19 protein-coding genes and 1 pseudogene are annotated in these 19,935 nt (G+C 72.0%); 10 read left to right on the top strand and 10 right to left on the bottom strand.

Annotated elements, in window-relative coordinates:
- Positions 1–10: 10 nt before the first annotated feature.
- The 6 genes from pucL to AC07F0_RS24385 form a co-directional block, all read right to left on the bottom strand.
- Complete coding sequence (gene pucL, locus AC07F0_RS24360) at positions 11–934, bottom strand: factor-independent urate hydroxylase (RefSeq protein ID WP_478981820.1); 924 nt, start codon at positions 932–934, stop codon at positions 11–13.
- 6 nt (positions 935–940) lie between these two features.
- Positions 941–1,333, bottom strand: a complete 393-nt coding sequence (gene uraH / locus AC07F0_RS24365; protein ID WP_478981822.1) for a hydroxyisourate hydrolase — start codon at positions 1,331–1,333, stop codon at positions 941–943.
- Between the two features lie 7 nt (positions 1,334–1,340).
- A complete protein-coding gene (gene uraD, locus AC07F0_RS24370; RefSeq protein ID WP_478981824.1) occupies positions 1,341–1,850 on the bottom strand; it encodes a 2-oxo-4-hydroxy-4-carboxy-5-ureidoimidazoline decarboxylase in 510 nt (169 codons plus the stop codon).
- 160 nt (positions 1,851–2,010) lie between these two features.
- The gene (locus AC07F0_RS24375; protein WP_010039054.1) at positions 2,011–2,379 is read right to left on the bottom strand and encodes a helix-turn-helix domain-containing protein; all 369 of its coding nucleotides are present in this window, start codon (positions 2,377–2,379) and stop codon (positions 2,011–2,013) included.
- Complete coding sequence (locus AC07F0_RS24380) at positions 2,376–2,627, bottom strand: YkoF family thiamine-binding protein (RefSeq protein WP_478981826.1); 252 nt, start codon at positions 2,625–2,627, stop codon at positions 2,376–2,378. Before AC07F0_RS24380 ends, AC07F0_RS24375 begins: the two co-directional genes overlap by 4 nt.
- Before the next feature lie 231 nt (positions 2,628–2,858).
- The gene (locus AC07F0_RS24385; protein WP_478981828.1) at positions 2,859–3,488 is read right to left on the bottom strand and encodes a LysE/ArgO family amino acid transporter; all 630 of its coding nucleotides are present in this window, start codon (positions 3,486–3,488) and stop codon (positions 2,859–2,861) included.
- Between the two features lie 200 nt (positions 3,489–3,688).
- Between AC07F0_RS24385 and AC07F0_RS24390 the strand changes: the two genes are divergently transcribed.
- The 4 genes from AC07F0_RS24390 to AC07F0_RS24405 all read left to right on the top strand — a co-directional run bounded on the left by AC07F0_RS24390 (position 3,689) and on the right by AC07F0_RS24405 (position 6,928).
- Entirely contained in the window at positions 3,689–4,510 is an 822-nt protein-coding gene (locus AC07F0_RS24390) for a TIM barrel protein (RefSeq protein ID WP_478981830.1), read from the top strand.
- 25 nt (positions 4,511–4,535) lie between these two features.
- A complete protein-coding gene (locus tag AC07F0_RS24395) occupies positions 4,536–5,432 on the top strand; it encodes a 2-hydroxy-3-oxopropionate reductase (RefSeq protein WP_478981832.1) in 897 nt (298 codons plus the stop codon).
- Between the two features lie 472 nt (positions 5,433–5,904).
- Entirely contained in the window at positions 5,905–6,141 is a 237-nt protein-coding gene (locus tag AC07F0_RS24400) for a hypothetical protein (protein ID WP_436726318.1), read from the top strand.
- 181 nt (positions 6,142–6,322) lie between these two features.
- The gene (locus tag AC07F0_RS24405; RefSeq protein ID WP_478981834.1) at positions 6,323–6,928 is read left to right on the top strand and encodes a TIGR04222 domain-containing membrane protein; all 606 of its coding nucleotides are present in this window, start codon (positions 6,323–6,325) and stop codon (positions 6,926–6,928) included.
- A gap of 67 nt (positions 6,929–6,995) precedes the next feature.
- Here AC07F0_RS24405 and gcl read toward each other — a convergent pair whose 3' ends face one another.
- Positions 6,996–8,780, bottom strand: coding sequence for a glyoxylate carboligase (gcl, locus tag AC07F0_RS24410; protein ID WP_478981836.1), 1,785 nt, complete (start codon positions 8,778–8,780; stop codon positions 6,996–6,998).
- Between the two features lie 210 nt (positions 8,781–8,990).
- Here gcl and AC07F0_RS24415 point away from each other — a divergent pair, with 210 nt between their 5' ends.
- A complete protein-coding gene (locus AC07F0_RS24415) occupies positions 8,991–9,812 on the top strand; it encodes a hypothetical protein (protein WP_478981838.1) in 822 nt (273 codons plus the stop codon).
- Positions 9,813–9,826: 14 nt separating this feature from the next.
- On the opposite strand, the gene AC07F0_RS24420 is transcribed toward AC07F0_RS24415, so the two are convergent.
- Complete coding sequence (locus AC07F0_RS24420) at positions 9,827–10,714, bottom strand: NAD(P)-dependent oxidoreductase (protein WP_478981840.1); 888 nt, start codon at positions 10,712–10,714, stop codon at positions 9,827–9,829.
- 50 nt (positions 10,715–10,764) lie between these two features.
- Here AC07F0_RS24420 and AC07F0_RS24425 point away from each other — a divergent pair, with 50 nt between their 5' ends.
- Both AC07F0_RS24425 and AC07F0_RS24430 read left to right on the top strand, forming a co-directional pair.
- Positions 10,765–11,172, top strand: a complete 408-nt coding sequence (locus AC07F0_RS24425) for a MerR family transcriptional regulator (RefSeq protein WP_478981842.1) — start codon at positions 10,765–10,767, stop codon at positions 11,170–11,172.
- Positions 11,173–11,250: 78 nt separating this feature from the next.
- Positions 11,251–11,493, top strand: a pseudogene (locus tag AC07F0_RS24430) (GNAT family N-acetyltransferase); the annotation flags it as partial.
- Positions 11,494–11,510: 17 nt separating this feature from the next.
- Here AC07F0_RS24430 and AC07F0_RS24435 read toward each other — a convergent pair.
- Together AC07F0_RS24435 and AC07F0_RS24440 are read right to left on the bottom strand one after the other, a co-directional pair.
- A complete protein-coding gene (locus tag AC07F0_RS24435) occupies positions 11,511–13,109 on the bottom strand; it encodes an AMP-binding protein (RefSeq protein WP_478981844.1) in 1,599 nt (532 codons plus the stop codon).
- A complete protein-coding gene (locus AC07F0_RS24440; protein ID WP_478981846.1) occupies positions 13,106–14,785 on the bottom strand; it encodes an AMP-binding protein in 1,680 nt (559 codons plus the stop codon). The genes AC07F0_RS24435 and AC07F0_RS24440 overlap by 4 nt, the downstream gene beginning before the upstream one ends.
- A 125-nt stretch (positions 14,786–14,910) precedes the next feature.
- On the opposite strand from AC07F0_RS24440, the gene AC07F0_RS24445 reads away from it, so the two are divergent.
- The 3 genes from AC07F0_RS24445 (at position 14,911) to AC07F0_RS24455 (ending at position 19,780) form a co-directional block, all read left to right on the top strand.
- Positions 14,911–15,720 (top strand): helix-turn-helix transcriptional regulator, encoded by an 810-nt coding sequence (locus AC07F0_RS24445; RefSeq protein ID WP_478981848.1) that lies wholly within the window; start codon positions 14,911–14,913, stop codon positions 15,718–15,720.
- A gap of 204 nt (positions 15,721–15,924) precedes the next feature.
- Positions 15,925–18,777, top strand: a complete 2,853-nt coding sequence (locus tag AC07F0_RS24450; protein ID WP_478981850.1) for a helix-turn-helix transcriptional regulator — start codon at positions 15,925–15,927, stop codon at positions 18,775–18,777.
- A 211-nt stretch (positions 18,778–18,988) separates the two neighbouring features.
- Positions 18,989–19,780 (top strand): S1 family peptidase, encoded by a 792-nt coding sequence (locus tag AC07F0_RS24455; protein ID WP_478981852.1) that lies wholly within the window; start codon positions 18,989–18,991, stop codon positions 19,778–19,780.
- Positions 19,781–19,935: the final 155 nt, after the last annotated feature.

Below are 19,935 nucleotides of genomic sequence, written 5' to 3' on the forward strand. Positions count from 1 at the left end.
GGGAGGGGCGTCAGAGGTTGGTGAGGTCCACGGGGATCTTCGCCTCGCAGCCGTCCCGCAGGATCGTCGCCTCGATCAGGCCGTAGGGCCGGTCGGCGGCGAAGTACACCTCATTGTCGTTCTCCAGCCCGAACGGCTCGAGGTCCACCAGGAAGTGGTGCTTGTTCGGGAGGGAGAAGCGGACCTCGTCGATCTCGCCGCGGTTGCCGATGATCCGCGCGCCCATCTGGTACAGCGTCTGCTGGAGCGAGAGCGAATACGTCTCGGCGAAGGCCTGGAGCATGTGCTTCTTCGTCTGCTCGTAGGAGTTGTCCCAGTCGGGCATGCGCTGGTCGTCGTCGGTCCAGTTGAACCGCCAGCGGCTGGAGACCTGGGTGGCCAGGATGCGGTCGTAGGCCTCCTTCAGCGTCGTGTACTTGTCCTTGACGTAGCCCCAGAACTCGGAGTTGGTCGAGTTCATCACGACGAGGTCCTTCAGGCCCGAGATCACCTCCCACGAGGAGCCGTCGTAGGTGATCTGGGTCAGCCGGACCTCCTGGCCCTTGCGCACGAAGGAGTGCTTGACCTCGTCGGCGGAGATGAGCCGCGAGTCGGCGTCGGAGGCCGCGATCCGCTCCCAGGCGTACTCCTCGATGCGGATCCGGGCCCGGTGGATCGGCTCCTGGCTGGTGACGAAGTGGCGGGCGAGGTGGATGCCGAACTGCTCGGCGGACTCGATGCCGTGCTCCTTGGCGAACGCGTACACCGTGTTCTTGGTGGTGTCGGTGGGCAGGACGTTGGCGTTCGAGCCGGAGATGTGGACCTCTTCCATGTCGCCGCTCAGCGACACGGAGACGTTCAGGTCCTTGATGTGGTGGGTGGCGCCGTCCCGCGTGATCTTGACGACTCGGTTCTCGGCCTTGCCGTACTGGTTCTGTCCCAGAATGGTGGGCATGAGTAGCTAGCTCCCTCGGTATACGGAGTAGCCGAACGGGTTGAGCAGCAGCGGTACGTGGTAGTGCTCCCCGGGCGTCACGGCGAAGGTGATCGCCACCTCGGGGAAGAACACGGCACCGCTGTCCCGATTCGCGGGGGCGTCCTGCTGCGCATCGGCTTGCTTCTTCTCGAAGTACGGCTCCACCGCGAAGTCGAGCCGTACGTGGGTGGTGCCTTCCGGCAGCGCCGGCAGGTCCTTGCACCGCCCGTCCGCGTCGGTCGCGGAGCCGCCGAGCGCCTGCCAGTCGGCCTCGCGCCCCGAGCGGGCGAAGAGGTGGACGGCGACGCCCCGGGCGGGGCGGCCGGCGGACGTGTCCAGGATGTGCGTGGACACGGAGGCGGTGGCGGAGGTGCTCATGCTGCGGTCAGTCCCCTTCGACGAGTCGGGCCAGACGGATGCGGTTGATCTTCCCCAGTTCCGTGCGGACGATCTCGCGCTCCCGCTCCGGCGTGTTGCCGAGCCGTTCCCTGACCGCGTCGCGCATCTGCTCGCCGGTCCGGCCGGTGGCGCAGATCAGGAAGACATGACCGAACTTCTCCTGGTAGGCGAGGTTCAGCTCCAGCATCTCCGCCTTGAGCGCGTCGGAGGCTCCGGCCATGCCGCGCTGCTCCCGGGCCGAGGTGGGGTCGCCGGGTTTCGGGCGGCCGATGGGCGGGTGGCCGGCCATCGCCTCCGCGAGGTCGTCGGCCGTCAGCTCCGCCACGGCGGCGTCGCTCGCGGCGTACAGGGCCTCGCTGGTGGCGTAGGGGCGGGCGGCGAGCAGGCGCTTCGCCCACGCCGTGGAAGCGCACGCCTCGTGGAGCGCGGTGAGGGCCGCGTGCTCCTCCAGAGCGTTGAACCGGGCCAGGCCCGGCGGCATGGAAGTGGACGTCACGGGAGCCTCCGTGGCCGGGGTACGGCCTTCGTGCTGAACGGGCGTGCCGATAGCTAACGCCCTCCCGCGACAGCACGTCAACAGTTTGTTGAAAATTCCGCGTGACGAAACCCGGCGAGGCGGCGAAGCCCGACCAGGAGGCGCAACCGGGCGGACCCGGTCAGGCCCCCTTCTCGCGGTTGAGGTAGTTGTAGACGGTGAAGCGGCTGACGCCCAGGGCGCTCGCCACGGTCTCCACCCCGTGCCGTACGGAGAAGGCGCCGCGCGCCTCGAGTATCCGCACGACCTCCTGCTTGGCCTTGCGGTCCAGGTCGGCCAGGGGCATGCCCTTGCGGCGCTCCATGGCGGCCAGGATGTGGTCGAGGGAGTCGGCGAGCTGCGGCAGCCGTACGGCGACGGCGTCGCGGCCCTCCCAGGACAGGACGACGTCGTCGGGGCCGGCCTCGTCGGGCGGGATCATCTCGCCGCCCATGGCGTCGACCAGGGGCTTGACGGCCGCGATGAAAGGCTCGTCCCCGGCGCCGCTCACGCCTCGTCCTCCTCGATCACGTTGAGCTGGAGGGAGACCCGGGTGGCGCCGGCCTCCAGGGTCTTGCGGAGCAGCGCGTCCACGGCGGTGAGCACCGCGTCGGCACCGCCCTCGGCGGTGTTGCCGAACGGGCCGACGTCCACGGCGTCCAGTTCGGCGGCCTCCACGACCTCGCGGGCGACCAGCGCGTGCGCGGGCGCCTCGTCGAGGTCGAAGGGCTCGGTGGTGAACTCCACTCTCAGTCGCATGCTGCCCCCAGAACCGTCGTGACCCGTGCGACCCTAGCCGACGCCGGGGCGCACCGGACCGCCCTGGATACGGGCACCTTTCCCGCTCACGCACGGGCACGCCCCTGGTTCTCCATTGTCCTCAACCGCCGGGAAGCAGGCCGCCGGGAAGCAGGCCGCCGGGAAGCAGGCCGCCGGGAAGCAGGGCGCCGGGAAGCGCGCCGCCGCACACGGCACGGCCTCGCCGCTCCGTCAGCCGACGGCCTGGTACGCGAGGACGCCGCCGAAGAAGATGACGCCCACGCCCGCCAGGAGGTCCACGCCCTGGAGCATCCGGGAGGTGAACCAGCGGCGCAACAGCATGGCCCCGGCGCTGAGGGTGGTGAACCACAGCAGCGTCCCCGAGCCGACGCCGACGAGCATGGCCAGTGAGTCCGCGAGCGTGTCGGTGACGTTCGCCGCCGTGGCGGCGGCGAAGGCCGCCGCCCAGTAGCCGATCGTGGCCGGGTTGGCCGCCGTCGCCGTGAGAGCCGTACGGAAGGCCTCCCACGGCTGCACCGTCTCGCCGTCGGCGTCGACGACCACGCTCCTGGCCCGGAAGGCCGACCGCACCGAGCGGACGCCGAGGTACGCCATGACCAGGGCACCGGCGAGCCCGAGAGCGGTCCGCAGCACCGGGATGTCCAGCAGCTTGCCGACACCCGCGAGGCCGAGGCCGGCGTACAGCACGTCGACGGCCGCCGCGCCGAGACCGATGGCGAATCCGCAGAGAAAGCCGTTGCGCAGAACACTGCGCACGCACAGCAGTCCGATGGGACCGAGCGGCAGTGCGACGAGAAACCCGAGTCCGAGACCCGCACTCCAGGCCGGAATCACACTCACCGTCCGCTCCCCCGCCGCATGTGCCGAAGCGTACCCAGCGAACGCACGCCGGCCCTCTGCTTTTTCGGCCGACCTCTGCCGGGAAGTCCTCGCGAGGCCCGCCTCAGCCCCCTTGACAAGCCATGACACCCGACGGCAGTCTTCCGGTAAGCAGAAAGCAACTTCCACAATGCGGAACATCACGGAAGGGAGCGCGGCCGATGGGATTCGCAGACCAGCGCTTCGACGTCAACCTGTCGATCCTCTTCACGGAACTGCCGCTCCTGGAGCGCCCCGCGGCCGCCGCCGCGGCCGGCTTCACGGCGGTCGAGCTGTGGTGGCCCTGGATCGACTCGCCCACCCCCGCCCAGCCGGAGCTCGACGCTCTGAAGAAGGCCGTCGAGGACGCGGGCGTCCAGCTCACGGGCCTCAACTTCTACGCCGGCCGGCTGCCCGGCCCGGACCGCGGCGCCCTGTCGCTCCCGGGCGAGGAGTCGGAGCGGTTCCGCGCCAACGTCGACGTGGCGGCCGGCTTCGCCGCCTCCCTGGGCTGCAGGGCGCTCAACGCCCTGTACGGCAACCGCGTCGAGGGCGTCGGCCCGGCCGAGCAGGACGCGCTCGCGCTGGAGAACCTGGTGTTCGCGGCCCGGGCCGCCGACCGGATCGGCGCGATCCTGCTGATCGAGGCGCTGAACCGGCCCGAGTCGCCGGCGTATCCGCTGGTGTCCGCACCGGCCGCGGTCGACGTCGTCGACAAGGTCAACGACACGACGGGGCTGGACAACGCCCGCTTCCTCATGGACCTGTACCACCTGTCCATGAACGGCGAGGACCTGCCGCAGGTGATCGACCGGTACGCCGCGAGGACCGGCCACGTCCAGATCGCCGACAACCCGGGCCGCGGCGCCCCCGGGACGGGCTCGCTGCCCCTCGAAGACCTCCTCGACCAGCTGAACAAGGCGGGTTACGACGGCTGGGTCGGCCTCGAGTACAAGCCGGGTGAACGCCCGAGCGCCGAGGCCTTCGACTGGCTGCCCCGCTGACCCCCGCACCGAAAGGCATCCCCTCATGACCACCACCGCTCTGCCCAGGATCACCTGGATCGGCCTCGGCATCATGGGCTCTCCCATGTCCGAGAACCTCATCAAGGCGGGCTACGACGTCACCGGCTACACGCTGGAGCGGGAGAAGCTGGACCGCCTCGCCGCGGCCGGCGGGACCCCCGCCGGTTCGATCGCCGAGGCCGTGCGGGACGCCGACGTCGTCATCACGATGGTGCCGGCCTCCCCGCAGGTCGAGGCCATCGCCTACGGCCCGGACGGCATCCTGGAGAACGCGAGGTCCGGCGCCCTGCTGATCGACATGTCCTCGATCACCCCGCAGACCTCGGTCGACCTGGCGAAGGCGGCGAAGGACAAGGGCGTCCGCGCCCTGGACGCCCCCGTCTCCGGCGGCGAGGCGGGCGCGATCGAGGCCGTGCTGTCCATCATGGCCGGCGGCGAGCAGGCCGATTTCGAGCAGGCCAGGCCGATCTTCGAGGCGCTCGGCAAGACCATCGTGCTGTGCGGCCCGCACGGCTCCGGCCAGACCGTGAAGGCCGCCAACCAGCTGATCGTCGCCGTGAACATCCAGGCGTGCGCCGAGGCCGTGGTCTTCCTGGAGAAGTCCGGCGTGGACCTGAAGGCGGCCCTGGACGTCCTGAACGGCGGTCTCGCCGGCTCGACCGTGCTCACCCGCAAGAAGGACAACTTCCTCGGCCGGGACTTCAAGCCGGGCTTCCGGATCGACCTGCACCACAAGGACATGGGCATCGTCACGGACGCCGCCCGCAACGTCGGAGCGGCCCTGCCCGTCGGCGCCGTGGTCGCCCAGCTGGTCGCGTCCCTGCGCGCGCAGGGCGACGGCGGCCTGGACCACTCGGCGCTGCTGCGGGCCGTGGAGCGGCTCTCCGGCGCCCGGATCTGACGCCCTCCCGGCCCTCGGAACCCGAGGGTCCCCCTTACCCCGGGCGGCGCCGCCGCTGACACCTGTCCTGTCGCGCCCAAAGGGGCGGCGCCGCCCGGACCCATCCACGCCCACAGCTTCAACAAGCTGTTGATGCCCCGATCTCTTCGTCCCGCCCTGCGCGAGGACTGAACTCCCTGACCGCGTCCGACCGCGCGGGGCGACCCGGATGAGGGGTGGTCGCCCCGGGCACGGACGCGGGCAGGGCGCGGACCGCGGCGGAGTGTGAGCCAGTGCGGTGGTGAAGGACCCGGCCGGGCTTCTCGACCTGAGGGAAGCCCACTCCGGACTCCGTCGCACCCGCCGCGGTCCCAGTCCCCCCACCGGACCCCGTCCGGCGGCGCGAACGTCCTGTCGCGCCCGGCCTCGCGCCGTCGGACGGCCGGCCCGCCCCCAGGGTGCGGAACCGACCCGGTCGCAGCAGCCTGAAGGCATGGCACATCCAACCGAGCACCCGCATGTCGTGGTCCATCCCCCCGCCCTGGACGGGTCCCGCCGGGTCACCCTGGGCGAGGAGCCCCTGGGCGTCGCCACGCACACCGACGACGTCGCCGAGATCCTGCGGCTGGCGGACCTGTACGTCACCGACGTCGCGGACAGCGACCTCGTCGAGTGGCAGGGCGGCGGCCCGGACGACTGGCCGGGGCTGTCGGAGCACCACGAGGCGTAACACGCCCCGCGCCCCTTCGCAGGCGCGCGTACGGCACCGGTCGTACGCCGTGTACGGAACCCTCAAATGAACCTCTGAACTCGGGCCCCGGGGGCTTCAACCGCCCCCGGGGCCGGGCACATTCTCGGCACACGGGACCCGCTGGCACGGGGGCGGCGGGCCCCGGCACGGGGGTGAAGCCATGGATGACGGTACGGCGCTCCGGCTGGAGCCGCACGAGATCGCACTGCTGGGGGACGGCCCCCGGGCCGCCGTCACCGTCGCCGTGGTGGATCTGTATCTGCGGGGCCTGGTGGTGGCGGACCGGCCGGGGACCGTGCGGGCGGGCGTGGCGGACGCCATGAGCGCGCAGCGGCCGCCCTCTCCCCTGGCCCAGGAGGTGCACGCCTGTCTCCACGAGCCCGCCGGCCTGCGGACGTTGGTCAAGGAGCCGGGCATACGGCTCGCGGTGGCCCTCATGCGCATCCCGCTCGCGGAGGCGGGCCTGCTGCGCTACCCGCTGCTCGGCCCGACGCGCGGCGCCCGACGCCATGTGCGGGAGCTGCGGCAGCGCCATCCGCTGCCCGCCGGCAGACGCGGTCTGACCGACCACGACCGGCTGCTGGCCGTAGCCCTGCACGGCGAGGCGGCCCTGCGGCTGCTGGTGCCGCGCTTCGCCCTGCGGGCCGGGCTGATCCGCCGGGCCGAGGTGGGCGGCAAGCGCCTCCTCAAGCACTCGCCGCGCGGCACGGGCGGAGGCGGCGGGGGTTACTCGTACTGCGGCGGAGGTGGCGGTGGCGGGGACTGACCTGAGGCCGCATGTGACAGGGGCGGTCCGTCCTCCCGGACGGACCGCCCCTGTCCTGCGCGAAGTGTCAGACCTTCAGCGGCTTGATCGAGGTCGGTGCGTGGCCGGGCTCGGTGGCCAGATCCTCGAACTCCATGACGTTGCCGATGTCGTTGGTCGTCGACATGGAGATGTTGGTGACGCGCTCCAGGATCGCCTCGACGACGACCGGGACCCGGTACTCCGCGGCGAGCTTCCTGGCCTGCTCGAACGCGGCGCCGAGTTCGGCCGGGTCGGTGACGCGGATCGCCTTGCAGCCGAGGCCCTCGGCGACCTTGACGTGGTCGACGCCGTAGACGCCGAGCTCGGGCGCGTTGATGTTCTCGAACTCCAGGTTGACCTGGAAGTCGATGTCGAACGCCCGCTGCGCCTGGCGGATCAGGCCGAGGTAGGAGTTGTTGACGAGGACGTGGACGTAGGGGATCTTGTGCTGCGCGCCGACGGCCAGTTCCTCGATCATGAACTGGAAGTCGTAGTCGCCGGAGAGCGCGACGACGCAGGCCTCCGGGTCGGCCTTGGCGACGCCGAGCGCGGCCGGGATGGTCCAGCCGAGCGGGCCCGCCTGGCCGCAGTTGATCCAGTGGCGGGGCCGGTAGACGTGCAGCATCTGGGCGCCGGCGATCTGCGAGAGGCCGATGGTGGAGACGTATCGCGTCTGAGGGCCGAAGGCCTTGTTCATCTCCTCGTAGACGCGCTGCGGCTTGATCGGGATGTCGTCGAAGTGCGTACGGCGCTGGAGGGTCGCCTTGCGCTCCTGTGCCGAGGCCGCCCACGCGGAACGGTCGGGCAGCCCGCCGGCCTCCTTCAGCTCGCGCGCCGCCTCGACGAACAGCTCCAGCGCGGCCCTGGCGTCGGAGGCGATGCCGTAGTCGGGGGCGAAGATCCTGCCGATCTGGGTGGGCTCGATGTCGACGTGGACGAACGTGCGCCCCGCCGTGTAGACGTCGAGTCTGCCGGTGTGGCGGTTGGCCCAGCGGTTGCCGATGCCGAGGACGAAGTCGGACTCCAGGAAGGTCGCGTTGCCGTAGCGGTGCGAGGTCTGGAGGCCGACCATGCCGGCGTTCAGCTCGTGGTCGTCGGGGAGGATGCCCCAGCCCATGAGGGTGGGGACGACCGGAGTGCCGGTCAACTCGGCGAATTCGACGAGTAGTTCGGCGGCGTCGGCGTTGATGACACCGCCGCCCGCGACGATCAGCGGCCGCTCGGAGGCGTTCAGCATCCACATCGCCTTCTCGATCTGGGCGCGGGTCGCGGCGGGCTTGTAGACCGGGAGCGGCTCGTACGTCTCCGGGTCGAACTCGATCTCCGTGAGCTGGACGTCGACCGGCAGGTCGATGAGGACCGGGCCGGGGCGGGCGGAGCGCATCAGATGGAAGGCCTGCTGGAAGACGCCGGGGACCTGCGCGGCCTCCAGCACGGTCACGGCCATCTTGGTGACCGGCTTGGCGATCGAGGCGATGTCGACGGCCTGGAAGTCCTCTTTGTGGATCACGGCGGTCGGGGCCTGGCCGGTGATGCACAGGATCGGGACGGAGTCGCCGGTCGCGGAGTACAGGCCCGTGATCATGTCGGTGCCGGCCGGGCCGGAGGTGCCGACGCAGACGCCGATGTTGCCTGCGTGGGTGCGGGTGTAGCCCTCGGCCATGTGCGAGGCGCCCTCCACGTGGCGGGCGAGGGTGTGGTGGATGCCGCCGGAGGCCTTGAGCGCCGCGTAGAAGGGGTTGATCGCCGCGCCCGGGACACCGAACGCGTCGGTGACGCCCTCCCGTTTGAGGATCTCAACTGCCGCGCGGGCAGCGGTCATTCGAGCCATCGAGTACTCCTGCTTCGGCTGTCGGATTCGCACTCCCGTCGCGCCCCGCGGTGAGCTCTTCCGTATTACGGAAATAAACTTCTACTATCTGGAATGAATGTAGGTGGGGTGAGCGAAGGGCGTCAAGAGTGGGGCAAGCGGCGGACAGGCAGGGCCTCGCCGGCGCACGATGGACGCGTTGTCCCGATGTGACGCCGTACGGGAGTGGTCATGGCCGAGAGCGTGCCGGTGCGCTGTCCGGCCTGCCGACGAGAGAACCGCTTCACGGCCCCGTCGTACCCGTGCGTCTGCGGAGCACCCGTCGCCCCGCGGCTCGACCCCGCAGGCGCGGTGACGCCCGTCGCCCATCGCGTCTGGCAGGACGACTGGGTGACGGTGCGGTGCGCATCCTGCGGCCGACGCGGGGAGTGGCCGCGGCCGGAGGTGGGGTGCTCGTGCGGGGTGGTGTCGCGGGTGCCGGTTGTGGAGGGGCCGGACGTGGCCGGCCGGGGCGGTTCGACGGGCCGGGACACGGCGGCGGCCGAGCGGATCCCTGCCCCCGCAGACGCCGGTGCCGGTGCCGGTGCCGGTGCCGATGTCACCGGCGGTGGCGACGTCCCGGGGGGTGGCGAGGTCACCGGGGGTGCCGCGGGCACCCGGCCGCCCTTCCGTTCCGTTCCGGTCCGTACCGCGCTCGACGCCGTCACCGCCGCCGCGTTCTATCTGCGCTGGCTCGGCTACCGGGGCGTCCGGCGGGCGGATCAGCGGCCTCCGTCCGGGATCGGTCTCGCCGCCCGCGGCGTCGTCGCGCTGGTCGACCCGGCCGTGCGCCCCGCGACCCTGCGGGACGTGGAGTGCCTGTGGCTGACGGCCATGACGGAGTCGGCGGACTGCCTCTGCTTCTCCCTCGCCGGGTACGCGGCCGACGCCCGGGCCCGCGCCGACGCCCTCGGCGTCCCGCTGTTCGTCCTCGACCTCACCGGCACGCCGCGGCCGGTGAACGCCCCGGCCGGCGCACTGGACGCCACCGGCACGGAGAACCGGGCGCCCTGACAGACCCGGACCGGTCAGTCGTCGGCGGGCCCGGGCCTGCTGAACTCTTCGATCAGCACGGGATACTGCTCACCACCGTGTCCCGCGGCGATCGAGCGGTCGGCCATCGCCTTGAACAGTTTCGGCAGTTCGGCGCTGACACCCACCGCCTCGCTCTCCTCGATCAGGTGTGCCATGGCCCGCGCGTCGGTCTCCAGGGCCGACACCTCGGCCGGGAACGAGCCGCTGTCGATCTGCTCGGCGTATCCGGGCAGCCAGTCGGCCACACCCGCGGCGATCCGCTGCGCGAACGGCGCGTACGTCGTGGCGTCGACACCGGCCGTCCTGAGCAGCGCGGTGCCCTGGAGCCAGGCGTTCAGGACGCTCCACATCATGGCCAGTCCGGCGACGTCGTACAGGGAGGCCAGGCCATGGTCCGCACCGAGGTGGGTGACGGTGCCGAGCGCGTCGAGGGTCGGCTTGTGCGCGTCGAAGTCCGTCTGGGGGCCGCTGTGCAGAATCACCGCCTCGGGCGTGCCGATGGCCGGCGGGACGGCCATGACGGCGCCGTCCAGGTAGCGGGCGCCGCGCTGCTCGGCCCATCGAGCGGTCTCCCGGGCCTGGGCCGAGTCACCCGAGGTCAGATTGACCAGCGTCGTGCCGTCGAGTTCGACATCGCTGGTGCCGAGCAGCTCCCGCACGGCCTGGTAGTCGGTGACGCAGATGATCGTCAGGGAGCCGGCCCCGACCGCGTCGCCGACTGTCGGTGCGAGCCGAGCGCCCCGCGCCACCAGCCCGTCGGCCTTGGAGGTCGTGCGGTTCCACACGGTCGTGGGATGCCCGGCTTTCAGGAAGGCGCCGGCGAGTGCCTGGCCCATCAGTCCGAGTCCGATGACTGTCACGGGTGTGTCGGTTCTGTTCATGGCAGCATCGTCAACGTTGATACCGGTGTGAAGGTCAAGTGAGGTTTTCGATGCGTATCGGGGAACTGAGTCGCCGGACGGGCGTCAACGCCCATCAGTTGCGCTACTACGAGGCCCAGGGCCTGCTGGAGGCGGACCGCGGCACGAACGGGTACCGCGAGTACGACGAGAGCGCGGTCCTGCGGGTGAGACAGATCCGCCACCTGCTGGGCGCCGGCTTATCGTCGGAGGACATCGCGTATCTGCTGCCCTGCGCGGTCGGAGAGGGCCCGGAGCTGCTGGGGTGTCCCGAACTGCTGGCCGCGATGCGGTCGCGGCTGCGCCGGCTGGACGACCAGATGGCCGCGCTCGCCCGGTCCCGGAACGCTCTCGCCGACTACATCGACGCGGCCGAGCGCACGAGCGACCGAACCTACCCGCCCTTTGACGGTGCCGACCCGGAGCGCGTGCCCGCCTGACGAGTGCGTGGAACGAGCGGAAGGGGAAAACGTGGTGCAGAACGAGGACTTCGGAGCCGGCGGAGCGAACAAGGCGTCCGCACGGGCGCGGGCCGGGAACTCCTCGCGTACGCCGCCGGCCGCGCCCGCGAGGAGGGCCTGACCGCCCTGACCCTGACCACCTTCACGAAGATCCCGTGGAACGCTCCCTACTACGCCCGCCTCGGCTTCCGCGCCCTCGCGGAGACGGACCTCACCCCCGGCCTGCGCGAGATCCGTGCGACGGAGGCCGAATGCGGCCTGGCCCGCTGGCCCCGCGTGTGGATGCGCGCACCACTGTGACCACGTCCCCGGATCCGCTATCCCCGCCCGCCCGCGAACCTCTCCCGCAGTTCCACCTTGCGTACCTTCCCGGACACCGTCATCGGGAAGGAGTCGAGGAGCTGAAGCCTGGTCGGGATCTTGTAGTGGGCCAGGCGGTCCTGGCAGAAGGTCTGGAGTTCGTCCAGGGTGAGCGGGTCGGCGGGGTCGTGGGGGATGACGCAGGCGAGGACCTCCTCGCCGTAGCGGTCGTGCGGGACACCCACGACCTGGACGTCCTGGATCTTGGGGTGGGCGTAGAGGAACTCCTCGATCTCGCGGGGGTAGATGTTCTCCCCGCCCCGGATGATCATGTCCTTGATACGGCCGACGATCTCGACGTAGCCGTCCTCGCGCATCACCGCGAGGTCGCCGGTGTGCATCCAGCGGCCCGCGTCGATGGCCTCGGCGGTCTTCTCCGGCTCGTTCCAGTAGCCGAGCATCACGCTGTAGCCGCGGGTGCACAACTCGCCCGCCGTGCCGCGCGGTTGCGTGACGCCCGTCGCCGGGTCGACGATCTTCACCTCGATGTGCGGCAGCACGCGGCCGACCGTGCCGGTGCGGTGTTCCAGGTCGTCGTCCATCCGGGTCTGGAGCGAGACCGGGGACGTCTCGGTCATGCCGTAGCAGATGGAGACCTGCTGCATGTGCATCTCGGCGACGACCCGCTTCATCACCTCCACCGGGCAGGGCGAGCCCGCCATGATGCCGGTGCGCAGGGAGGAGAGGTCGTACGAGGCGAAGCCGGGGAGGTTCAGCTCCGCGATGAACATGGTCGGGACGCCGTAGAGGGAGGTGCAGCGCTCCTGCTGGACCGCCTCCAGCGTGGCCTTCGGGTCGAAGGACGGGGCGGGGATCACCATGCAGGCGCCGTGCGAGGTGGCGGCGAGGTTGCCCATGACCATGCCGAAGCAGTGGTAGTACGGCACCGGGATGCAGATCCGGTCCTGCTCGGTGTAGGCGATCAACTCGCCCACGAAGTAACCGTTGTTCAGGATGTTGTGGTGGGAGAGGGTGGCCCCCTTGGGGAAGCCCGTCGTGCCGGACGTGTACTGGATGTTGATCGGGTCGTCGCAGGACAGGTGGTCGTCCGTGATGCGGGCGCCGGGAGTCCCCCGCCCGAGCAGCGCGTCCCAGCTCGGATCGCCGAAGTAGACGACCTGGCGCAACTCGGCGCACCTGCCCCGCACGTGGTCGACCATCGCCCGGTAGTCGCTCGTCTTGTGGCTGAGGGAGGCGAACAGGAAGGAGATCCCGGCCTGGTTGAGCACGTACTCGACCTCGTGGGTGCGGTAGGCCGGGTTGATGTTCACCATGATCGCGCCGATGCGGGCGGTGGCGTACTGCACCAGGACCCACTCGGGACAGTTGACCGCCCAGATGCCCACCCGATCGCCCTTGGCGACCCCGGAGGCGAGGAGGGCGGAGGCCAGCTCGTCGACGGCCGCGCCGAACTGCGCGTACGTCCAGCGCCGCCCGGACTCCACGTCGACCAGCGCCTCACGGTCCGGCCAGGTGGCCACCGCCCGGTCCAGGTTGGCCCCGACCGTGTCGCCGAGCAGAGCCGTCCCGCTGGTGCCATGACTGTACGAGTTCACCGGAAGTCCTCCTCGCGGTACTCGGCGTCCGACCCGGCCGCCGTCGCCTCGCGCAGCTCGATGCGGCGGATCTTGCCCGAGACGGTCTTGGGCAGGGCCCCGAACTCCAGGCGGCGGATGCGCTTGTAGGGGGCGAGGGCCTCACGGGAGTGCTCGAACAGCACCTTCGCGGTGTCGGGGCCCGGCTCCCAGCCCTCCGCCAGGACGATGTACGCCTTCGGCACCGCGAGCCGCAGCTCGTCCGGCGCCGGCACCACGGCCGCCTCGGCCACCGCCTCGTGCTCCAGCAGCGCGCTCTCCAGCTCGAAGGGGCTGATCTTGTAGTCGGACGCCTTGAAGACGTCGTCCGCGCGGCCGACGTAGGTGATGTAGCCGTCCTCGTCCCGGGCGCCGATGTCGCCGGTGCGGTAGTAGCCGCCGGCCATCGCCTCCGCCGTGCGGTCCGCGTCGCCGTGGTAGCCGGTCATCAGGCCGACGGGGCGGTCCGACAGGTCGAGCGCGATCTCGCCCTCGCGCGCGCCCGGCGCTCCCGAGACGGGGTCCAGCAGCTCGACGCGGTAGCCGGGGCTCGGCCGGCCCATCGAGCCGGTCTTGAGCGGCTGGCCAGGGCTGTTGGCGACCTGCACGGCCGTCTCGGTCTGGCCGAAGCCGTCCCGGATGGTGACGCCCCAGGAGCGGCGGACCTGCTCGATGACCTCCGGGTTGAGCGGCTCACCGGCGGCGACGACCTCGCGGGGCCGGGTGCGCAGCTGCGTCAGGTCGGCCTGGATGAGCATGCGCCAGACGGTGGGCGGGGCGCAGAAGGTGGTGACCTGGGCCCGGTCCATCTCGGCCATGAGCCGGGCGGCGTCGAAACGCGTGTAGTTGTACAGGAAGACGGTCGCCTCGGCGTTCCACGGGGCGAAGAGGTTGGACCAGGCGTGCTTGGCCCAGCCGGGTGAGGAGATGTTCAGATGCACGTCGCCGGGCTTGAGGCCGATCCAGTACATGGTCGACAGGTGCCCGATCGGGTACGAGATGTGGGTGTGCTCGACGAGTTTGGGCCGGGCGGTGGTGCCCGAGGTGAAGTACAGCATCAGCGGGTCGTCGGCCCGGGTCGGGGCGTCGGGTGTGAAGCCGGCGGGGGCTCCGTAGGCGTCGTCCAGCGGCAGCCAGCCCTCGGGCACGGCTCCCGCGTCCGTCGCGGCGATGCGGGTGTAGTCGCCGGGGACCTCGGCGAACTTGCCCGCGTCCTCGGAGCGCGCGATGACGTGCCGGACCCGGCCGCGCTCGACGCGGTCGCGCAGGTCGGCGGGGCCGAGCAGCGGGGTGGCCGGGATGACCACCGCGCGCAGTTTCATCGCCGCGAGCGCGGTGAGCCACAGTTCGGCCTGGTTGCCGAGCATCACGAGGATCCGGTCCTCCGCGCGCACGCCCCGGGCGCGCAGCCAGTTTGCGAACCGGTCGGAGCGTTCGGACATCTCCTGGAAGGACAGCCGTGTCTCGCGGCCGTCCTCCTCGACGATGTGCAGCGCGGTGCGGGCGTTGCCGTGCGCGATCTCGTCGAACCAGTCGAGCGCCCAGTTGAAGTAGTCGGGACGGGGCCAGCGGAAGCCCTCGTAGGCCGTGCCGTAGTCCTCGCGGTGCTCCAGCAGGAAGTCCCGCGCGCCGCGGAACGCCTCCGTCGCCGATGTCATGTGTCCTCCTTGGTACCGGACCATTGCCGGGCGGCTCCGAGCCATCGTGTAATCCGTGATGCAGGTCTCACTACCCCCGAACGGGGGGTGCGCCCGCGCGGGAGCCGTAGTGAAGGGGCGAGCAGGTGACAGCAGACGCGTCCGACGCGGTCGAGATACGGAACGCGCTGCTCCGTCTGCGGCGCGCCACCGGCCTTCCGGTCGCCTTCGGCGGCCTGATGGAGGCCGGGCAGCGGATGCGCATCAGCGAACTGAGCGGCACGGCGACGCACGCCCTGCGTTCGCTGGTGGTGACGTCCGGGAACGGGCTGGGCGGCAAGACGGTGGTGCTCGCCCGGCCGTGCGTGGTGACGGACTACTCGGTGTCGCGGCAGATCAGCCACGAGTACGACGCCCCTGTCGCGGTGGAGGGGCTGCGTTCGGTGCTGGCCGTGCCGGTGATCGTGCGGCACTCGGTGCGCGGGGTGCTGTACGGGGCGCTGCGCACGGCCCTGCCGCTGGGCGGGCGCATGCTGGACGAGGCCGTGGAGGCGGCTCGGGACGTGGAGCGGGCGCTGGTCGTGCGGGAGGAGGCCCGCACGCTCGCCGCCGAGGACGGGGCCGGCGCGGGACGCGAGCAGGTGCGGGAGGCGCACGCGGCGCTGCGGGCGCTGGCCCCGAAGATCGCCGATCCCGGGCTGAGGGCCGAGCTGCTCAACGCGTGTGCCCTGCTCACGGCCGATACCACACCGTCGGACCGGGTCCGGCTCACGCCCCGCGAGGTGGACGTGCTGGCGTGCGTCGCCGCGGGGGCCACGAACGCGGTCGCGGCCGAGCGGCTGGGGGTGACGCCCGAGACGGTCAAGGGGTATCTGCGGTCGGCCATGCGGAAGCTGCGGTCCCGGACCCGGGGCGAGGCCGTGGTCGCGGCACGCCGGGCGGGATGGTTGCCGTAGGTTTGTGATGCTTTTCCGCTGCCCCTGCCGTTCGATATGCCGACGGGTTCCCGACCGGGCGCCACCGCCGTGTTCCGCCGCATTCGGGAGACCGATGAATTCACGCTCGGACCTCCGTTGTTATTTCCCTCACCACGCCGTCCGTCCGAAATTCAAAGAGCTGTTGCCTAATATTGGCCAGGACACGCCACACGGAGGGGAGCGGTGACCGTGCCACGGGACTTCCAGGAGCCTCCCAGGAGCCGCCCCGACGTGGTCATCGGCCGGGAGGACCTGTTCACGTCGGCGCGTGAACAGCTCGGCCGAGGCGGCAGTGTGCTGCTCCACGGCCCCGCGGGAATTGGAAAGTCGACGGTCCTGCGGGCGCTGGCCGCCGATTACGCCGGTGCGGCCCGGACCGTGTTGCGCTGCTCGGCCACCGAGTCCGAATCCCACCTGCCGTTCCTGGCGCTGGCCGATCTGTTCGGCCTGGTCCTGGACGACGTCTCCGGTGCGCTGCCCGCCGCCCAGCGCACCGCGCTGGAGTCCGCGCTCACCGGGCGCGGCGAATCCACCCTCCAGAGGGACGGACTCGCGCTGCGCCTCGCCGTGCTGTCGGCGCTGCGCACGCTGGCCGCCAAGGGCCCGGTGCTGGTCGTCGCCGACGATCTGCAGTGGCTGGACGCAGCCAGCGCCGAACTGCTCGGTTTCGCCGCGCGCCGGCTGGGCGACACGCCCGTGCAGATGCTGTGCGCGGTGCGGACCGAAGGCCAGGAGTACGACCGGCATCTACGCGCGTCCCCGCCCGACACGCTCGCCGTCCGGCTGGGCCCGCTGTCCCGCACGCAGGTCTCCGCGCTGCTCGACCACCGCGGCTACACCCCCCTGTCCCGCTCCACGATCCGCGACATCCACCGCACCAGCGGCGGCAACCCCCTCTTCGCGCTGGAACTGGGCCGCGCCCTCGCCGAGAGCCCCACCCGGCCCCGGCCCGGGGAGCCCCTGCCCGTGCCCACCTCGCTGCGGGCGCTGGTGCTGAGCCGGCTGGAGATGCTGTCGGACGAGGCCCGCCGCACCCTGCTCGTGGCCAGCGCCGGTGCCCGTCCCACACTGGCGCTGCTGCACGCGGCCGGCCGGGAGCACGCCGAGGCCGAGACCGCCCAGGCCGCGGCGCTCGGGCTGCTCGCGACCGAGGGGGAGGGCCCCGCCGTACGGTTCGCGCATCCGCTGATCTCGGCCGCGCTGTACGCGGAGGCCCCGGCGCAAGAGCGGCGGGCCGTGCACGCCGCACTGTCCACGGCGGCCTCCGACCCGATCGAGCGGGCCCGGCATCTGGCCCTGGCGACCACGGGCACCGACCCGGAGGTGGCGGCCCGCCTCGCCGAGGCCGCCGCGCTGGCCCGGGACCGCGGGGCGCCGTCGGTGGCCGCCTCGCTCGGGCTGCTCGCGGCGCGGCACACCCCGGCGGACAGCGCGCCCGGTCCGGACGAGCGGCGCCTCCAGGCGGCGGAGGACGCGATCACAGCCGGCGAGGCCGACCTCGCCCGGGACATCGCCCGGGACGTGCTGACCCGGGCCACCGTGCCCGCGGAGCGGGTGCGGGCCTGGATGGTGGTCATCGAGGCGGCCGGGCAGGCGCTCGGCGACGTCGACGCCGTCTTCCCGCAGGCCCTGGCCGACGCGGGCGACGACCCGCGGCTGCTCGCCCTGGTCCACTACCAGCTGGCCTGGCGCGGCCTGGTCGTCGAGGGCGACTTCGCCGAGGCCCGGCAGGAGGCCGCGCACGCGGCGGAGCTGGCCGCCCGGGGGGCGGACCGGCGCACCGAGCTGATGGCGCTGTCCTTCCAGGCCTCCACCGAGACCCTGATGGGCCACCCGGACGCGCCCGCGACCGTCAAGCGGGCGCTGAAGGAGCCGCAGGACCCGTATGTGGCCTGCCATCACAACGGCGCCGGCTCGGCCCGGTTCCGCTGGCTGATCATGAGCGACCAGCTGCCCGAGGCTCGGTCGACCATCACCGCGCTGCTGCGCGAGGTGCGCAGGCGCGGCATGGTCGAGAGCGAGGTGCACTTCCTGCGCTTCCTCGCCGACACGGAACTGCGCTCCGGGCACTGCGGCCGGGCCCTGGACCTGGCCCGCGAGAGTCTGCGGCTCGCCCGGGACGCCGGGATCGGCGAGGGCGCCTCCGCCATGCTCGCCTCCCTCGCGGAGGCCTCCGCCGGCGACGTCGACCGGGCGCTGGCCCTCGCCCGTGAGGCGGCCGACCACGCCGAGGTCGACGGCGACCAGATGTATCTGTCCCGGGCGCTGGCGGCCCTGGGCTACGCCCAGTCGGTGGCCGGGGACCCGGCGGGCGCGGTCCGTTCGCTGCGCCGGGTGCGGGAGCTGGAGCAGGGCCTCGGCATCAACGACCCGGCGCGCGGCCGCTGGCACGGCGACCTCGCCGAGGCACTGGTGCGCGTCGGCGAACCGGGCGAGGCCCAGGACGTCATCGACACGGCACGGGTGCACGCGCTGCGGCTGGGCCGGGAGAGCGTGCTGGCCGTCCTCGACCGGGCCGAGGCGCTGGTGCGGGCGGCCCGCGGCGAGCACGAGGCCGCCCTGGTCCGGCTGACGTCCGTCCAGGACCGGCTCGGCCGGCTGGGCTACGGCCTGGAGGAGGCCCGGGCCGCCTTCGCACTGGCCCGGCTGCGCGCTCAGATCGCCGCTTTCCCCCGCGCGGGCGGTATTCCCCTGCCGGGGCCGGCGTCGTACGACGAGGCCGCCCGGCTGTTCCGGCGCTGCCGTGCGCTGCCGTGGCTGCGGCAGGTCGACGCGGCCGCCGCTGCCGGTCCCGCGGCGGTGGAGCCGGCCTCCGTCGCGCCGCCCGTCGCGCTCGACGCGCTGGAGGGCCTCGCGGCGATGGAGCGTCAGGTCGCCTCGCTGGTGATGGAGGGCGCGACCAACCGGGAGATCGCGGCCCGGCTGTTCATCAGCGTCAAGACCGTCGAAGCGACCCTGACCCGGGTCTACCGGAAGCTGGGGATCCGTTCCCGGGTGGACATCGTCCGGCTGGCGGCGGGCCGGCGCACGACCTGACCCAGGCGCGTCCACCGGGCCCGTTCGGCCCGACCGAGGGTTATCCCTGCCCAACTCCCTTAGGGGGTTCCCTCATTGGGAGCCCGCCGTCGCGGGCTCTAGCTTTGTCGCGTGCCGCTCGCCGGGCACACGGAGATCCGAACAACGGCGTCAGGGTCACCGTGCACCACCACTCGCGAGACCCCCCACCGGCAACTCCCCGAGGAGACCCATGTTCGGGTTCGACCGTGCCAGGAAAGCCGCCGCCGTCGCCACCGCGACCGCTGCCGCCGCCGCGACCGCGCTGCTCGCCGCTCCCTCCGCCGCCGCCGCGCCCCAGCCGATCGTCGGCGGCACCACGACCACGACGACCGCGTACCCCTTCGTCATGCAGATCACGGACGCCTCGCAGAGCCAGTTCTGCGGCGGCACACTGGTCTCGCCCACGAAGGTCGTCACCGCCGCCCACTGCATGGTCGGCGAGACGACCAGCAGTGTGCGCGTCGTCGGCGGCCGCACCTACCTCAACGGCACCAACGGCACGGTCGCCAAAGTCAGCAAGATCTGGATCCACCCGGACTACACCAGCGTCACCAACGGCGAGGACCTGGCCGTGCTGACGCTGTCGACGTCGATGCCGTACACGCCGGCGAAGTACGTCTCCTCCTCGCAGACTTCGGTGTACGCGGCCGGCACCACCGCCCGCATCCTCGGCTGGGGCACCACCTCCTCCAACGGCAGCGCCTCCAACCAGCTGCGCACCGCGACCGTACCGACCGTGTCCGACTCCAGTTGTGCGAGCTCCTACGGCTCCGACTTCGTGAAGAGCGACATGGTGTGCGCCGGAAAGACCTCCGGCGGCGTGGACACCTGCCAGGGCGACAGCGGCGGCCCCCTGCTCATCGGGGGCGTCCTGGCAGGCATCACTTCCTGGGGCGAGGGCTGCGCGCAGGCCGGTTACCCGGGTGTCTACACCCGGCTGACCACCTTCTCCAACCTGGTCACGACGCAGATCAACTCGTAGCCGGGCAAAGCTCCTGAGCACCCCTCAGGTGACAGACCAGGGGGCGGGGGGGGGGGGGGGGGGGGGGGGGGGGGGGGGGGGGACCGGGGGGGGGGGGGGGGGGGAGGGGAGGGGAAGGGGGGGGGGGGGGGAAGAAGAGGGCTGTGGGGGGGGGA

The sequence above is a fragment of the Streptomyces sp. NPDC045955 genome (assembly GCF_056430805.1).

Excerpts from the sequence above, each read along its gene's own strand:
- pucL (WP_478981820.1), bottom strand. The coding sequence starts at position 934 with ATGCCCACCATTCTGGGACAGAACCAGTACGGCAAGGCCGAGAACCGA.
- uraH (WP_478981822.1), bottom strand. The coding sequence starts at position 1,333 with ATGAGCACCTCCGCCACCGCCTCCGTGTCCACGCACATCCTGGACACG.
- AC07F0_RS24380 (WP_478981826.1), bottom strand. The coding sequence starts at position 2,627 with ATGCGACTGAGAGTGGAGTTCACCACCGAGCCCTTCGACCTCGACGAG.
- AC07F0_RS24390 (WP_478981830.1), top strand. The coding sequence starts at position 3,689 with ATGGGATTCGCAGACCAGCGCTTCGACGTCAACCTGTCGATCCTCTTC.
- AC07F0_RS24395 (WP_478981832.1), top strand. The coding sequence starts at position 4,536 with ATGACCACCACCGCTCTGCCCAGGATCACCTGGATCGGCCTCGGCATC.
- AC07F0_RS24400 (WP_436726318.1), top strand. The coding sequence starts at position 5,905 with ATGGCACATCCAACCGAGCACCCGCATGTCGTGGTCCATCCCCCCGCC.
- AC07F0_RS24405 (WP_478981834.1), top strand. The coding sequence starts at position 6,323 with ATGGATGACGGTACGGCGCTCCGGCTGGAGCCGCACGAGATCGCACTG.
- gcl (WP_478981836.1), bottom strand. The coding sequence starts at position 8,780 with ATGGCTCGAATGACCGCTGCCCGCGCGGCAGTTGAGATCCTCAAACGG.
- AC07F0_RS24415 (WP_478981838.1), top strand. The coding sequence starts at position 8,991 with ATGGCCGAGAGCGTGCCGGTGCGCTGTCCGGCCTGCCGACGAGAGAAC.
- AC07F0_RS24420 (WP_478981840.1), bottom strand. The coding sequence starts at position 10,714 with ATGAACAGAACCGACACACCCGTGACAGTCATCGGACTCGGACTGATG.
- AC07F0_RS24425 (WP_478981842.1), top strand. The coding sequence starts at position 10,765 with ATGCGTATCGGGGAACTGAGTCGCCGGACGGGCGTCAACGCCCATCAG.
- AC07F0_RS24440 (WP_478981846.1), bottom strand. The coding sequence starts at position 14,785 with ATGACATCGGCGACGGAGGCGTTCCGCGGCGCGCGGGACTTCCTGCTG.
- AC07F0_RS24455 (WP_478981852.1), top strand. The coding sequence starts at position 18,989 with ATGTTCGGGTTCGACCGTGCCAGGAAAGCCGCCGCCGTCGCCACCGCG.